This is a genomic window from Cellulomonas sp. PhB143 (assembly GCF_003752595.1).
Lineage (GTDB): Bacteria > Actinomycetota > Actinomycetes > Actinomycetales > Cellulomonadaceae > Paraoerskovia.
Map to the genome: position 1 here is coordinate 453,750 of NZ_RKIJ01000009.1, position 14,497 is coordinate 468,246.

The following is a 14,497-nucleotide window of genomic DNA, read 5'->3' on the forward strand; positions in this document are numbered from 1 at the left end:
GAGCCGCCTGTCGGGTTCGAACCGACGACCTTTCGCTTACAAGGCGAGTGCTCTACCAGCTGAGCTAAGGCGGCGCGGCGGGCGGTGCCCGCCGTCCCGTGGGTGCGGGACGGCGGACAGCCTACCGGGTGACGTGCGGGCCGGATCAGCCCTGGGCGGCCTTCACGGCGTCCTCGAGGGCGCCGTCCTTGCTCCAGTCGCCGTCCCACCGCTTGCCGTCGATCGTGATCGTCGGGGTGCCGAAGCCGCCCTGCGGGTTCTGCAGCTCGCTGTCGCCGCCGGCCAGGTCCGTCGCCGCGGAGACCCACGAGCCGAACGCGTCCACCGCGGAGCCGTCGCCGATCTTCTTCGCGACGTCCGCGGGGACCTTCGCGCTCTCGGCGATCTGCTGGATCTGCTCGTCGGTCAGCCCGGCCGTGCCCTCCTTCGGCTGGCTGGCGAACATCGCGTCGTTGAAGTCCGCCATCGCGTCGGGCGCCTGGTCGGCGACCAGCGCGGCCGCGGACGCCGCGCGCGTCGAGTACTTCGAGCCCTGCGACTGGGAGTCCAGGATCGAGATGGGGTGCAGGATCTCGGTGACGTCACCCGACTCGCGCAGGTCGTCGAGCGTCTGACCGTTCGCCTTCTCGAACTCCCCGCAGATGGGGCACATGTAGTCGAGGTAGACGGCGACGTCGACAGCGCCGTCGTTCGTCGTGCCGGCCGCGCCGCTCGTGCCGAGCGGGATCCCGCCGTCGTCGGACGCCGTGGCGGGCGCGTCCGCCCGGTCGATGGCCGGCTTGTCGCCCTCACGAAGGATGAACAGGACGATCGCGACGATGGCGACGAGAGCGACGACGAGCGCCGAGATCGTGATGATCCGCACGCGCTTGTCGCGCGCGGCCTGGACGTCGCGCAGCCGCTTCGCCTCCGCGATGGCGGCCTCGCGGCGCTGTGCCTTGCTCTGGTTCTGCTGGTTCATGGGTGGCTCTTCTCCGGTGCGTGGTGCGGGGTCGGTGGTCGGGCGCGTCAGGCGGCGACGACCGACGGCGGGCCCCTCCACGAGACGACCGTGGCGAACCCGGCGCGCGCGTGGCGGACGCCGGCCTCGCGCCCCCGGACGGGACGCGGCGCGATCCGCCCGCCGGCACGCTGCACGACGGGGCGCTGCGGCGGCGCGAGCAGCCCCAGCCGTCGCAGCACCGCCGACAGGGGCGCGCGGGCCAGGTCGCGCGAGCGTCGCGCGGACCGCCCCGCGGCCGCGCCGGCCGCGGCGAGCGCGAGCGCGGCGACGGCGTGCAGCAGCAGCACGGGCAGCGCGAGGGCGACGACCACGCGGGAGGCCGCGCCGACGCCCGCGCCGAGCGCGAGCGTGCCCTCCGGGCAGGCGGCCGACCCGTGGACCAGCGCAAGGTGCAGGCCGAGCCACGCCGGGACGCCGTCGACGGCCACGCACTGGTGGACGACGACGAACCCGCGCTCCGCGGCGACCGCGCACGTCGTGGCCGCGACCGAGAGCAGGGCGAGCACCCAGAGCACGACGAGGTGCGGCCGGGGCCGCGCGTCGGTCGGGGTGGCGATCACCGGGCCAGCGTAGCGGTGCGGCGCCCCCCGCCGGGTCCGGTGCCGGGCGTCAGAAGCTGGGCGGCCCGGCGAACGGCCACCAGTCGATCTCCGTCCCGGTGCCGACCAGGACCGCCGCGGCGAGCGCCGCCGCGAACGCGACCACGATCGCCACGGTGCGCCCGCCCCACCCCGGGGCGACCGTGTCGAGCGCGAGCCGTGCCCCGTACCGCGTGGTCCAGGACATCGGCCCGAACCACCCGAAGAGGACGGTCAGCCCGACCGCCACGCACATCACGACGGTGAAGACCCACTCCTCGTTGGCGCCCCCGACCGCGCGCGCCTCGACCGCAGGGTCCGGGGCGAGCACGAGCCGCCCGGGGGCGAGCAGCCACCAGCCGCCGACGACGACCAGCAGGCCGGCGCACGCCCCGACGAGCAGCCCGGGCAGCGCACCGAGGACCGCCCGCACGAGCAGCACCGGCGACAGGGCCCCCACGCGCCACCCGTCCCACCGCGAGACCCCGCGGGACTCGCGGCGCCCGTGCAGCGACTCCGCCATGACCCCGAACCAGCGCGAGAGGAGCACCAGGGCGGCGAGCACGGCGACCGCGACCGCGGGCTCCGCGCCGCCGTACAGCGTGATCGCGAGGCCGAGTCCGAGCAGCGGCCACGGCCGCCGCGGCGGCCAGCGGCGCTGGTAGGTCTCCGGCCCGCCCTCGGCTCCGGCCTCCGTGCCGGGCGGGGCGGGCGGCCCCTCGCCCGGCACCGGGGGCGCAGCCGCGGCCGGGTCCTCGGGGAACCCGCCCACCGGGACCGCCACGGTCGAGCCGTCGGAGGCCACGACCTGCGTCAGCGCCGCCCCCGCGGCGACCGCGGCCGTCGCCGCGCCGACCGTGCCCGGCGAGACGGCGTCGTCCTCGACCCGCGGGTCACCCTCCTCGGCGGCCGTGCGCAGGGCGCGCACCACCTGCTCGGGGCCGAGCCGGCGCCGCGGGTCCGGGTTGAGCGCCGCGGACAGCGCCCCGTAGGTGCGGGCTCCGAGGCCCGCGAGGTCGGCGTCCCCCGAGCGCGCGCGCGCCAGGACGGCGTCCACCGGGCGGATCCCGAACGGCGGGCGGCCCGTGGCGGAGTACGCGAGCATCGCGGCCCAGCCCCACCAGTCGGACCCGGGCCCGGGCGCCGCACCCGAGAGCAGCTCGGGGGCGAGGTAGCCGGGCGTCCCCATGACGAGGCCCGACGACGTCATGCGCGCGTCCTCGAGGCCGTGGGCGATCCCGAAGTCGATGAGGACGGGGCCGTCGTCGGTGACCAGCACGTTGCTGGGCTTCATGTCGCGGTGCACGACGCCCGCCGAGTGCACGGCGTGCAGCGCCTCGGCGAGCTGCTCGGCCAGGGCGAGCAGGTCGTCGGGGTCGAGCGGGCCGCCCTCGGCGATCTCGTCCTCCAGGCTCACGCCGTCGACCAGGTCGGTGACGATGAACGCGTCCGCACCCTCGAGCTCGACGTCGAGGATCGCCGCCACCGCGGGGTGGTCGAGGCGCTGCAGCGCGACGGCCTCGCGCCGCAGGCGCTCGCGCCCGAGCGCCGTCGTGTCCGAGTCGACGTGCGCGTGCAGCAGCTTGAGCGCGCACGCGTGCCCCCCGCCGTCGCGGGCCGCGTAGACCGTGCCCATCGCACCGGAGCCGAGCCGCGAGACGATCGTGTACCCGCCGACGTCCGTGCCCGGGGGCAGGCCCGTGCCGACGCGCGCGCCCGGCGGCCCGCCGGCCGCGGCGGGCGACCCGCCGGAGCCGTCGTCCCGGGCGCCGCCGGGGGCCGCGACCTGCGCCGTCGGGTCCGCCGGGGCGTCGGACGAGGTCCCGTGCGACCCGCTGCTGGCGCTTCCCATGGCGACACGGTAGCGACGCGGGGGCCGGGGTGCACCACTGCCGGGGCGGGCGTGGCGCGGTACATTGGGGCCGGCCGGCCGACCGTCGGTCCAGCAGGAGGAGGACCCTTGCCGAAGGACGGATACGACCTGGTCGTGGTGGCCAACCGGCTTCCCGTCGACATCTCGAAGGACGACGACGGCGAGATCAGCTGGAAGCGGTCGCCAGGCGGCCTCGTGACCGCGCTCGAGCCGGTCATGCAGAAGGCCGACGGCGCCTGGGTGGGCTGGTCCGGAGGGCCGGGCCTCGAGGTCGACCCGTTCGACGCGGACGAGATGCGCCTGGTGCCCGTCACGCTCTCGGCCGAGGAGATCGAGAAGTACTACGAGGGCTTCTCCAACGACACGCTCTGGCCGCTGTACCACGACGTCATCGCCCCTCCCGCGTACCACCGGCAGTGGTGGGACGCGTACCGGCGGGTGAACCAGCGGTTCGCGGACGCCGCGGCGGCGCAGGCCGCCGAGGGCGCCATCGTGTGGGTCCACGACTACCAGCTCCAGCTCGTCCCGAAGATGCTGCGAGACCAGCGCCCCGACCTGCGGATCGGGTTCTTCGACCACATCCCGTTCCCGCCGCTCGAGCTCTTCCAGCAGCTGCCCTGGCGCCGGTCCGTCATCGACGGGCTCCTCGGCGCGGACCTGGTCGGCTTCCAGCGGGCCGGCGACGCCTCGAACTTCATCCGTGCGGTGCGGCGGCTGACCGACCACACCACCCGCGGTCCGATCATCACCATGCCGGACCCGAACGGGAAGCCCGGGCGCCACGTGCGCGCCGCGGCGTTCCCGATCTCCATCGACTCGGCGCACTTCGACGAGCTCGCCCGCACCCCCGACGTGCAGGCCCGCTCCCAGCAGATCCGCGACGACCTCGGCAACCCCGAGGTCATCATGCTGGGCGTCGACCGCCTCGACTACACCAAGGGCATCCGCCACCGGATCAAGGCGTACGGCGAGATCCTCGCGGACGGCCGCCTCGACGTCGAGCACGCGACCCTCATCCAGGTCGCGAGCCCGAGCCGGGAGAACGTGGGCGCCTACCAGGAGCTGCGCGAGCACGTCGAGGGCCTGGCGGGGCGCATCAACGGCGAGTACGGCGAGATCGGCCACTCCGCGATCCACTACATGCACCACTCCTACCCGCCGGAGGAGATGGCCGCGCTGTACCTCGCGGCCGACGTCATGCTCGTGACCTCCCTGCGCGACGGCATGAACCTCGTCGCCAAGGAGTACGTCGCCGCCCGCTCCGACGACCGCGGCGTCCTGGTGCTCTCGGAGTTCACGGGCGCTGCCGACGAGCTCTCGAGCGGAGCGCTCCTGGTGAACCCGCACGACATCGACGGGATGAAGGACGCGATCGTCGCCGCGGCGCAGATGGACCGGCGTGAGCAGCGCCGGCGCATGCGCAAGCTCCGGCGGCGGGTGCTCAACGACGACGTCTCCAAGTGGTCCGACTCGTTCCTGGGCGTGCTCACCGCGATGCCGTCCCGCACCGACCACGTCTGAGGAGGGCCATGCACGAGGCAGCACCCGAGCCCGCCGGGCAGGCAGCACCCGAGCCCGCCGGGCAGGCAGCACCCGACCCCGCCCTGCAGGACGCCCTCGTCGCCCTGCAGGACGCCCTCGTCGCCCTCGCGGCACGTCGGCCGGTGCTCGTCGCGCTGGACTTCGACGGCACGCTCGCCCCGCTGGTCGACGACCCGACGACGTCCCGGATGCTGCCCGGCTCCCGGGCCGCGCTCGACCGCCTCGCGCAGGCGTTCCCGGGCGTCCGGACCGCGCTGGTCTCGGGGCGCGACCTCACGCAGCTCGCCGAGCTGGCCGATCCCCCGCCCGGCACGCTCCTGGTCGGCAGCCACGGCGCCGAGACCGGCGAGGTCGCGCCCGACGGCGTCCGGGCCGTGCCCGTCGAGCTCGACGACGAGCGCCGCCGTCGGCACACGGACCTCGTCTCCGGGTTCCAGGCCGCGGCGCAGGGACGGCACGGGGTGTGGGTCGAGACCAAGCCGACGGCCGCCGTCCTGCACACCCGCCTGGCGGGCGAGGAGGACACCCACGCGGCCCAGGGGGCCGCACAGGACGTCGTCGAGCGCCTCGGCCTGCGCGCGATGCACGGCAAGGACGTCATCGAGGTCGCCGTCGTCGAGACGTCCAAGGGTGCCGCGCTCGAGCGGCTCCGGGAGCGCCTGGCGCAGGACGACGACGTCGCACCGGACCGCGTGGCCGTCCTCTACGCGGGCGACGACACCACCGACGAGCGCGCGTTCGAGGTGCTCGGCGAGGCGGACGTCACCGTGAAGGTCGGCCAGGGCGCGACGGCGGCCCGGTACCGGGTCGCGACACCGTGGGCGTTCGAGGTCCTGCTCGGTCGCCTGGCGGACGCGGTGGACGCCGCCGCGGCGGCGCAGGAGTAGGATCAGCGCCACGAGGCGGGTCGATGGTCCGCCCCGGTGTCATCGCGGACACGCAAGCACACGCTGATGTGGATGCACAGGCACACCACCACAACGGATCGTCCGGCACGTACCTGCCGGTGGAGGGATGTACCAGTCATGGCTACCGTCACCTACGACCACGCGACGCGGCTCTACCCCGGGACCGAGCGTCCTGCAGTGGACCAGCTCGACCTGCACATCGAGGACGGCGAGTTCCTCGTCCTCGTCGGCCCCTCGGGCTGCGGCAAGTCCACCTCGCTCCGCATGCTCGCGGGCCTCGAGGACGTCAACGCCGGCAGCATCTACATCGGTGACCGCGACGTCACCGACGTGCAGCCGAAGGACCGCGACATCGCGATGGTCTTCCAGAACTACGCGCTGTACCCGCACATGTCGGTCGCCGACAACATGGGCTTCGCGCTGAAGATCGCCGGCACGCCCAAGCAGGAGATCCGCAAGCGCGTCGAGGAGGCCGCGGCCATCCTCGACCTCACGGAGTACCTCGACCGCAAGCCGAAGGCGCTCTCCGGCGGTCAGCGTCAGCGCGTGGCCATGGGCCGCGCGATCGTGCGCCAGCCGCAGGTGTTCCTCATGGACGAGCCGCTGTCGAACCTCGACGCCAAGCTGCGCGTCCAGACCCGCACGCAGATCGCGTCGCTGCAGCGCCGCCTCGGCGTCACCACGGTCTACGTCACGCACGACCAGACCGAGGCCCTGACCATGGGCGACCGCATCGCGGTCCTCAAGGACGGGATCCTGCAGCAGGTCGGGACGCCGCGCGACATGTACGACACCCCCGCGAACGTCTTCGTCGCCGGGTTCATCGGCTCGCCCGCGATGAACCTCGCCACGTTCGACGTCACGGACGGCTACGCGAAGGTCGGCGCGGCGCAGGTGCGCATCGACCCCGCGGTCCTCGCGAAGCTCACGCCGGAGGACAAGAACCAGATCGTGCTGGGCTTCCGCCCCGAGGCGCTCGACCAGGCCGAGGCCGACGCGCCCGGCGCGTTCCCGGTCGAGGTCAACATCGTCGAGGAGCTCGGCTCGGACGCGTTCGTCTACGGCAGCCTCACCGGTCCCGCCGCCCAGGACGCGCAGCTGACGTCCGGTGCCGGCGAGGGTCAGGTCATCGTGCGCGTCAACCCGCGCACCGTGCCGGGCAAGGGCTCGACCATCTGGGTCACCATCCGCGAGGGCAGCCAGCACGTGTTCTCCAAGTCGACGGGCGAGCGCCTCTCCTGACGACCGCACCACCACGCACGCCGATCGGGGCGGGTCCGGCTCTGCCGGGCCCGCCCCGTTCGTTATCCTTCCCGGGGGCGGTGGACGCACCGACCGCGACGAAAGGCACCACAGTGCAGAACCTGCAGAAGCTGCAGATCACCGCGTCGGCACCGGACCCGGCCATCCTCGACCTGCCCTGGAGCATCCCGCTGGCCGAGTGGCCCGACGAGGTGCTGGCGGCACTGCCCCGCGGCATCTCGCGGCACATCGTGCGCTTCGTCCGCCTCTCGGGCCGCGTCATCGCGATCAAGGAGATCGGCGAGTCCGTCGCGTACCGGGAGTTCGAGCTGCTGCGCCAGCTGCGCAAGCTCGAGGTGCCGAGCGTCGTCCCCGTCGGGGTCATCACCGGCCGCCAGGACGCCCACGGCGAGCGGCTCGAGGCCGTGCTCGTCACCGAGCACCTGCAGTTCTCGTTGCCGTACCGCGCCCTGTACAGCCAGTCGCTGCAGCCCACCACCGCGACCCGCCTCATCGACGCGCTGGCGGTGCTGATGGTCCGGCTGCACCTGGTCGGCTTCTACTGGGGCGACGTGTCGCTGTCCAACACCCTCTTCCGCCGCGACGCGGAGACGTTCGCGGCGTACCTGGTCGACGCCGAGACGGGCGACCTGCACCGCACGCTGACGCCCGGGCAGCGGGCATACGACCTCGACCTCGCGCGGACCAACATCATCGGCGAGCTCATGGACCTCGCGGCGGGCGAGCTGCTCGACGAGGAGGTCGACGAGGTCGCGATCGGCGACCGCCTCGTGGAGCGCTACCAGGAGCTGTGGAACACGCTCACCGACGAGGAGTCCTTCGCGAGCGGCGACCGCTGGCGCGTGGCGGCCCGCATCGAGCGGCTCAACGAGCTGGGGTTCGACGTCGGCGAGCTGGACATCACGACGGACATCGACGGCACCTCCGTGCGCATCCAGCCGAAGGTGGTCGACGCGGGGCACCACTCCCGCCGCCTGCTGCGCCTGACCGGCCTGGACGTCCAGGAGAACCAGGCCCGCCGGCTGCTCAACGACCTCGACTCCTACCGCGCCGCGACGGACCGGCAGAACGACGACGAGGAGTTCGTCGCGCACGACTGGCTGCGCGAGGTGTACGAGCACACCATCCAGTCCGTGCCGCGGACGATGCGGCGCAAGCTCGAGGCCGCCCAGCTGTTCCACGAGATCCTCGACCACCGCTGGTTCATCTCCGAGCAGGCCGGGCACGACGTCCCGATGGCCGAGGCGGTCGCCTCGTACGTCGAGCACGTGCTGCAGCACCGCCCCGACGAGAAGTCGCTGCTGGGGCTCGCCCCCGGGGAGAAGGACCCCGAGGACGTGGAGTAGCGCGCCGGCGCGGGCCGGTGCGGCTCAGCCCTCGGCGGCCTCGCGCCGCAGGCGAGCCACCTCGTACAGCGAGATGCCCGTGGCCGTGGCCGCGTTCAGCGACTCGGTCTGGCTGCTGATCGGGATCGACGCGATCGCGTCGCACGCCGAGCGCACGAGCCGGCTGAGCCCCTTGCCCTCGGAGCCGGCCACGAGCACGACCGGGTCGTTCGCGAAGGGCAGGCCCGAGATCTCGACGTCGCCCCCGGCGTCGAGCCCGACGACGAAGCACCCGGCCTGCTTGAGGTCCTCGAGCGCCCGCACGAGGTTCTTCACGCGGGCGACCGGGACGCGCGCGGCGGCACCGGCGGAGACCTTCCACACCGACGCCGTGACCCCGGCGGCGCGCCGCTCGGGCACGACGACCCCGTGCGCGCCGAACGCGCCGGCCGAGCGGAGCGTGGCCCCGACGTTGCGGGGGTCGGTGACGCCGTCGAGCGCCACGATCAGCGGCGGGCGGCCGCTCGCGGCGGCGAGGTCGAGCAGGTCGTCGACGTCCTTGTACTCGTACGGCGGCACGTGCAGGGCCACGCCCTGGTGCACCGAGCCGTCGGTCAGCCGGTCGAGGTCCGTGCGGGACGCCTCGCGCAGGTCGTAGCCGCGGCCCATGGCGATCTCGAGGATCTCCTTGGTCCGGTCGTCGCTCTCCAGCCGGCTCGAGACGAAGACGGTCTCGACCGGCGTCTCGGCGCGCAGGGCCTCGAGGACGGCGTTGCGCCCCGCGACGAACTCCTGGGCCGTGCCCTGCGAGCCGGCGCGGTCGCGCGCCTTGGCGTCCTTGCCGCCGCGCGGCCCGGACCGGGCGCCCGACGACGTCGCTGCCTTCTTCTCGGCCTCCACCTTGCGCTGGTGGGCCGGGTGGTAGGTGCGGTCCTCGGCCTTCGGGGTCGGGCCCTTGCCCTCGAGCGAGCGGCGGTTCTTGCCGCCGGTGCCCGCGGTCGTCGCCTTCTTCGTGGTCCGTCGCGTCGCTCCGCGACGCTGGGAGTTGCCTGCCATGGTGGTGACCGTCCTCGGTGGTGGTGTGCGTGGGAGCCCCAGGGGCTCATCGGTGCCGGTGCGTCCGGCGCGGCGGGCCCGCGGCCCGCATCAGGTCTCGGTGCGGCGCTCCGCGAGCGACCAGCGGACGCCGCCCGCCGAGTCCTGCACGACGATCCCCGCGGCGGCGAGCCGGTCGCGGATCGCGTCGGAGGTGGCGAAGTCCCTGGCGCCGCGCGCCTCGACCCGGGCCTGCAGCTCGGCCTCGACCAGCGCGGCGAGCGCGACGGCGGCCGTCGAGTCGCCGCCCTCCGTCCAGCGCGGGTGGCGCGGGTCGAGCCCGAGCACGTCGAGCATCGCCCGCAGCGCCACCAGGTGGTGCCGGGCGACGGCGTCGGCGGCCCGTGAGCCGTCCGCGAGCGCGGAGTTCCCGGCGCGCAGGTGCTCGTGCACCACCGCGAGCGCGGCAGGCACGTTGAGGTCGTCGTCCATCGCCGCGGCGAAGCCCGTCGGCAGCTCGGCGCCGCGCACCTCGTCGCGCGGGACGTCGCCCACGCGCTCCGACGCGCGGTCGACGAAGCCGGCGAGGCGGTCCCAGGTCGCCTCGGCCTCGGCCACCGTGTCGCCGGACCACTCGAGCATCGAGCGGTACTGCACGCTGACGATCGCGTAGCGCAGGACGACCGGCCGCGTCTTCGCGAGCAGCTCGCTCGCGAGGAGCCCGTTGCCGAGGGACTTGCTCATCTTCACGCCGGACTGCGTGATCCACGCGCTGTGCAGCCAGTACCGCGCGAACGGGTCCCCGGCCGCGTGCGACTGGGCGCGCTCGTTCTCGTGGTGCGGGAAGCGCAGGTCGAGGCCGCCGCCGTGGATGTCGAACTCGCTCCCGAGGTAGCGGGTCGCCATCGCCGAGCACTCGAGGTGCCAGCCGGGCCGCCCGCGGCCGAACGGGGCGTCCCACGACGCCGTCGCGGGCTCGTCCGGCTTGGCGCCCTTCCAGAGCGCGAAGTCCCGCGGGTCACGCTTGGTGCCCACTGGCGCCTCGTCCTCGGGGGCGGGCGTGAGGTCGTCGAGGCGCTGGTTGGTCAGTGCGCCGTAGTCGGGCAAGGAGCGCACGTCGAACCAGACGTCGCCGTCGCCGGTCGCATAGGCGTTCCCGGACGCGAGCAGCGTCTCGACGAGGGCGATCATCTCGATGACGTGCGCCGTGGCGTGCGGCTCGTAGGTCGGGCGGCGGACGCCGAGGGCGTCGTAGGCGGCCGTGAACTCCTGCTCGTGCCGCGCCGCCCAGGCCCACCACGGCACGCCGGCCTCGGCGGCGCGCGCGAAGATCTTGTCGTTGATGTCGGTGACGTTGCGGATCGTGGTGACGGCGCACCCGCTGCGCTCGAGCCAGCGACCGAGCACGTCGAAGGCGACCGCCGGGCGCAGGTGCCCGATGTGGGGAGGCGCCTGGACCGTCGCCCCGCAGTAGTAGATGCCGACCTCGCCCGGGGTCCGGGGCACGAAGTCGCGCAGCTGCCGCGCGGCGGTGTCGAAGAGGCGAAGGGTCACACCCGCCAGGCTACCGGGCGCGGTGCGGCCGGGCCGAACGGCGCTCGCTCACCCGAAGCAGTGCCCGTCCCCCCGGTACGTCGGCACCACCTCGACCGTCTCCCGCCCGCGCACGAGGTGCACGCTCGCGAAGCGCTCCATCATCTCGCCGGCCTTGGCGTGGCGGAACCAGACCCGGTCGCCGACGGCGAGCTCGCGGCGCGCCCCGCGCCCGCGGCGCAGCGGCGTCTGGACCTCCCCCGCGCCCTCGGCACCGGTCAGGGACCAGCCCTCGTCCTGCGCGGGGCGCGGGAGGCGGGAGGGGCCCGCCTTGCCCGACGCCGCGTACCCGCCCGCGAAGAGCGTCGCCCAGCCGGGCGCGGGGACCCGCACGACGTCGAGGCCGAAGAACGCTGCCGGCAGCGGCTCGAACGCCCGGTACCCGTCGAACGACGTCGGCACGAACAGCCCCGACCCGGCGCTGACCTCCGTGACGACCGGGTCCGCGGCGGACGTCTCCAGCGAACCGGTGCCGCCCGAGTTCACGAGCTCCAGCGGGTGCCCGACGGCGTCGGCCACCGCGGCGACGACCTCGCCCCGGCGCACGGCCAGGTCGGCGACCGAGGCGCGCTTGACCGCGCGCACGGCGGCGCTGGAGTCCTGCAGCCCCGCGACCTGGGCCTCGTAGAACATGGCGCCCCGCACGTGCAGGCCGGGTGTCGCGGCCACGCGCGCGGCGAGCGCCGCGGCCTGGCCCGGGGTCCGCAGCGGCGAGCGCCGGGTGCCGAGGTGCACCGCCCACCGCCCCCGTCCGAGCCGCAGCGAGGCGTCGACGTCGAGGCACACCTGCACCGGGCTGCCCTCGGCCGGGCCTGCCGCGCCCTCGGTGTCCTCGCCGGCCGCGGCGACCGCGGCGGCCAGGAGCGCGACGTGCGCGACGTCGTCGACCATCAGCGTGATCTCCGCACGGGCGGCGGCGGAGGCGGCCAGCCGCGCGAGGGCCCGGCGGTCGACCGTCGGGTAGGCGACGAGGACGTCGCGCGTCCCGCGCTCGACGAGCCACAGCGCCTCCGCGAGGGAGAAGGCCATCACCCCGGCGAAGCCGCCGACGCCCGCCACGCCGTGGGTCGGGTCGGCGAGCGCCCGCTCGACCAGGGCCGCGACGCGCACCGACTTGGAGGCGACCCGGACGGGCGCCCGCCCGGCCCGCGTGACCAGGCTCCGGGCGTTCGCGTCGAACCGGTCGAGGTCCACGACGGCGACCGGTCCGGCGACGTCGGAGGTCGCCGCGGTCAGCCGGGCGCCGAGGCTCTCGCCGCGGTCGGCGCGCGCTGCGTGGTCCATGTCGCGGAGAATATCGTGCCCGGGCTTCACCGTGGCCCACGTCACGTGACATCCTCGGCGTCCATGAGCACGAGCACGGGGTCGCCCGTCTGGACCAACTGGGCACGCACCGAGAGCGCGCGGCCCGCGCGCCGCGCCGCGCCGCGCGACGAGGCCGAGCTGAGCGCGCAGGTCGCGGCCGCCGCCGCCGCCGGGCTGCACGTGCGCGCGGTCGGCGCCGGGCACTCCTTCACGGGTGCCGCGGTCACCGACGGGCTGATGCTCTCGCTCGACGCGATGGCGCGCGTGCACGACGTGCGGCCCGGTCCCGGGGGCACGACGCACGTGACCGTGGACGCGGGCATGCGCCTGTCGCGCCTCAACGAGGCGCTCGGCACGCTGGGCCTGGCGATGCCCAACCTCGGCGACGTCGTCTACCAGTCGGTCGCGGGCGCGATCTCGACCGGGACGCACGGCACCGGCGCCCGGCTGCGCGGGCTCGCCGCGCAGGTGCGCGGCGTGCGGGTCGTCGGCCCCGACGGCACGGTGTCCGCGGCGAGCGCCACCCAGGACGCGGACCTGTTCGAGGCCAGCCGGCTCGGCCTCGGCCAGACCGGCGTCCTGTCGACCGTCACGCTCGAGGTCGTGCCGGCGTTCCTGCTGCGTGCGCACGAGGCACCCCTGCCGCTGGAGGAGGTCCTCACGGACCTCGACGGTCCCGGCGACCTCGTCGCCGGGAACGACCACTTCGAGCTCTACTGGTTCCCGGGCACGACGACGGCCCTCACCAAGCGCAACAACCGCCTCGGGCCCGACGAGCCGCACGTGGACCCGAGCGGCACCGCCCTCGCCCGCGCGCGCTCGTGGTTCGAGGAGGACTTCCTCGAGAACACCGTCCTCGGCGCGATCGACCGCCTCGCGGCCGCCGTGCCGCGCGCGACGCCGTCGCTCAACCGGTTCATCTCGGGGGCGCTGTCCGAGCGCACGTACGTCGCGCCGTCGCACCGCGTCTTCGCCTCGCCGCGCCGCGTCCGCTTCCGTGAGATGGAGTACGCCGTGCCCCGCGCCGAGCTCGTCGGCGTGCTGCGCGAGGTCGACGCGTGGCTGCGCCGCAGCGGGGAGCCGGTGCCGTTCCCGATCGAGGTCCGCTTCGCCGCGTCCGACGACGTCTGGCTCTCGACCGCCTACGGGCGCGAGACCGCGTACGTCGCCGTGCACCAGTACGAGCGCCTGCCCCACGAGCGGTGGTTCGCCGCGGTCGAGGAGATCGTCACCGCCGTCGGCGGCCGCCCGCACTGGGGCAAGCTCAACGGCCTGGACGCGGCACGCGCCGCGGACCTGTACCCGCGCTTCGAGGACTTCCGGCGGGTCCGCTCGGCCCGCGACCCCGGCGGGGTGTTCGCGAACCCCTACACCGACCGGGTCTTCGGGTCGCGCTGAGGACCGGGCCCGCTCAGGCGGGGTCGAGCGGCTGCGCGAGCGAGAGGACGTAGTCGGCGAGCGCGTGGAAGCTCGCGAGGGCGGCGTCGTCGTCCTGGTCGACGAGCCAGGCGATCTCGATGCCGTCGATGTAGCCCGCGACGAGGCGGCTCAGCATCGCGAACCCCAGGGGGAACTGCACGGAGCCGACCACGGCGAGCCGCTCGAGGATCGCGGACGTCATGGCCCAGGTCTGCTCGAGGTGCTCCTGGGCGACGGCCCGCAGCGCCATGCTCCGGACGCCCGCCGTCGCGAACTCGAAGGTCAGGAGCCGCATGTGGCGCCGCGGCTGCAGCCCGGTCCACAGCGCGTCGGCCAGCGCGTGCGCGACGACGGTCAGGTCGCCCTCCGTCTGCAGGGCGCCGACGACGTGCTCCGAGGCCACGAGCGCCATGCTCCGGCCCATCGCCTGGAGCAGGTCGTCCTTGCCGTCGAAGCAGTAGTGCACCACGCCCAGCGAGACCTGCGCCTCGTGCGCGACGCCGCGGATCGTCACGGCCTCGACGCCCTCGCGGGCCGCCAGGCTCAGCGCCGCGTCGAGGAGCTGCGCGCGGCGCTCCTCGATCGGCATCCTGGTCATGGCCTCCCCCTCACAGGGGCCGAGTCAAGCACGGTGCGGGCGCCGGTGCCTGCCA

The 14,497-nt window shown here is 74.7% G+C and carries 12 protein-coding genes and 1 tRNA gene; 5 read left to right on the top strand and 8 right to left on the bottom strand.

Annotated features, from left to right (window positions below; all coding sequences use genetic code 11):
- Window position 1: 1 nt before the first annotated feature.
- From EDF32_RS03435 to EDF32_RS03450, 4 genes are all read right to left on the bottom strand, one after another.
- Window positions 2-74, bottom strand: a tRNA-Thr gene (locus EDF32_RS03435).
- Between the two features lie 71 nt (window positions 75-145).
- Window positions 146-961, bottom strand: coding sequence for a thioredoxin domain-containing protein (locus EDF32_RS03440; protein WP_123307097.1), 816 nt, complete (start codon window positions 959-961; stop codon window positions 146-148).
- Between the two features lie 47 nt (window positions 962-1,008).
- Entirely contained in the window at window positions 1,009-1,563 is a 555-nt protein-coding gene (locus EDF32_RS03445; RefSeq protein ID WP_123307098.1) for a hypothetical protein, read from the bottom strand.
- 49 nt (window positions 1,564-1,612) lie between these two features.
- A complete protein-coding gene (locus EDF32_RS03450; protein ID WP_123307099.1) occupies window positions 1,613-3,433 on the bottom strand; it encodes a serine/threonine-protein kinase in 1,821 nt (606 codons plus the stop codon).
- 108 nt (window positions 3,434-3,541) lie between these two features.
- Between EDF32_RS03450 and otsA the strand changes: the two genes are divergently transcribed.
- The 4 genes from otsA (at window position 3,542) to EDF32_RS03470 (ending at window position 8,513) form a co-directional block, all read left to right on the top strand.
- On the top strand, window positions 3,542-4,975 hold the full coding sequence (gene otsA, locus EDF32_RS03455) for an alpha,alpha-trehalose-phosphate synthase (UDP-forming) (protein WP_123307100.1): 1,434 nt from the start codon (window positions 3,542-3,544) through the stop codon (window positions 4,973-4,975).
- An 8-nt stretch (window positions 4,976-4,983) separates the two neighbouring features.
- Window positions 4,984-5,883: a trehalose-phosphatase gene (otsB, locus tag EDF32_RS03460; protein ID WP_123307101.1), complete on the top strand. Its 900-nt coding sequence runs from the start codon at window positions 4,984-4,986 to the stop codon at window positions 5,881-5,883.
- Between the two features lie 138 nt (window positions 5,884-6,021).
- A complete protein-coding gene (locus EDF32_RS03465; protein ID WP_123307102.1) occupies window positions 6,022-7,146 on the top strand; it encodes an ABC transporter ATP-binding protein in 1,125 nt (374 codons plus the stop codon).
- Between the two features lie 80 nt (window positions 7,147-7,226).
- Window positions 7,227-8,513: a DUF4032 domain-containing protein gene (locus EDF32_RS03470; protein WP_233565665.1), complete on the top strand. Its 1,287-nt coding sequence runs from the start codon at window positions 7,227-7,229 to the stop codon at window positions 8,511-8,513.
- Window positions 8,514-8,537: 24 nt separating this feature from the next.
- Here EDF32_RS03470 and rlmB read toward each other — a convergent pair whose 3' ends face one another.
- The 3 genes from rlmB to EDF32_RS03485 form a co-directional block, all read right to left on the bottom strand.
- A complete protein-coding gene (gene rlmB, locus EDF32_RS03475; RefSeq protein WP_123307103.1) occupies window positions 8,538-9,548 on the bottom strand; it encodes a 23S rRNA (guanosine(2251)-2'-O)-methyltransferase RlmB in 1,011 nt (336 codons plus the stop codon).
- Window positions 9,549-9,638: 90 nt separating this feature from the next.
- Window positions 9,639-11,081 (bottom strand): cysteine--tRNA ligase, encoded by a 1,443-nt coding sequence (gene cysS, locus EDF32_RS03480; RefSeq protein ID WP_123307104.1) that lies wholly within the window; start codon window positions 11,079-11,081, stop codon window positions 9,639-9,641.
- Between the two features lie 48 nt (window positions 11,082-11,129).
- A complete protein-coding gene (locus tag EDF32_RS03485) occupies window positions 11,130-12,404 on the bottom strand; it encodes an alanine racemase (RefSeq protein WP_123307105.1) in 1,275 nt (424 codons plus the stop codon).
- Window positions 12,405-12,467: 63 nt separating this feature from the next.
- On the opposite strand from EDF32_RS03485, the gene EDF32_RS03490 reads away from it, so the two are divergent.
- The gene (locus EDF32_RS03490) at window positions 12,468-13,823 is read left to right on the top strand and encodes a D-arabinono-1,4-lactone oxidase (protein ID WP_123307106.1); all 1,356 of its coding nucleotides are present in this window, start codon (window positions 12,468-12,470) and stop codon (window positions 13,821-13,823) included.
- Between the two features lie 13 nt (window positions 13,824-13,836).
- Here the strand turns inward: EDF32_RS03490 and EDF32_RS03495 are convergent, their stop codons facing one another.
- Entirely contained in the window at window positions 13,837-14,442 is a 606-nt protein-coding gene (locus EDF32_RS03495) for a TetR/AcrR family transcriptional regulator (protein ID WP_123307107.1), read from the bottom strand.
- Window positions 14,443-14,497: the final 55 nt, after the last annotated feature.

Bases quoted from the DNA above. Each gene is read 5' to 3' on its own strand.
- rlmB (WP_123307103.1), bottom strand. From the start codon at position 9,548: ATGGCAGGCAACTCCCAGCGTCGCGGAGCGACGCGACGGACCACGAAG.
- EDF32_RS03495 (WP_123307107.1), bottom strand. From the start codon at position 14,442: ATGACCAGGATGCCGATCGAGGAGCGCCGCGCGCAGCTCCTCGACGCG.
- EDF32_RS03450 (WP_123307099.1), bottom strand. From the start codon at position 3,433: ATGGGAAGCGCCAGCAGCGGGTCGCACGGGACCTCGTCCGACGCCCCG.
- EDF32_RS03465 (WP_123307102.1), top strand. From the start codon at position 6,022: ATGGCTACCGTCACCTACGACCACGCGACGCGGCTCTACCCCGGGACC.
- otsB (WP_123307101.1), top strand. From the start codon at position 4,984: ATGCACGAGGCAGCACCCGAGCCCGCCGGGCAGGCAGCACCCGAGCCC.
- EDF32_RS03440 (WP_123307097.1), bottom strand. From the start codon at position 961: ATGAACCAGCAGAACCAGAGCAAGGCACAGCGCCGCGAGGCCGCCATC.
- EDF32_RS03490 (WP_123307106.1), top strand. From the start codon at position 12,468: ATGAGCACGAGCACGGGGTCGCCCGTCTGGACCAACTGGGCACGCACC.
- EDF32_RS03485 (WP_123307105.1), bottom strand. From the start codon at position 12,404: ATGGACCACGCAGCGCGCGCCGACCGCGGCGAGAGCCTCGGCGCCCGG.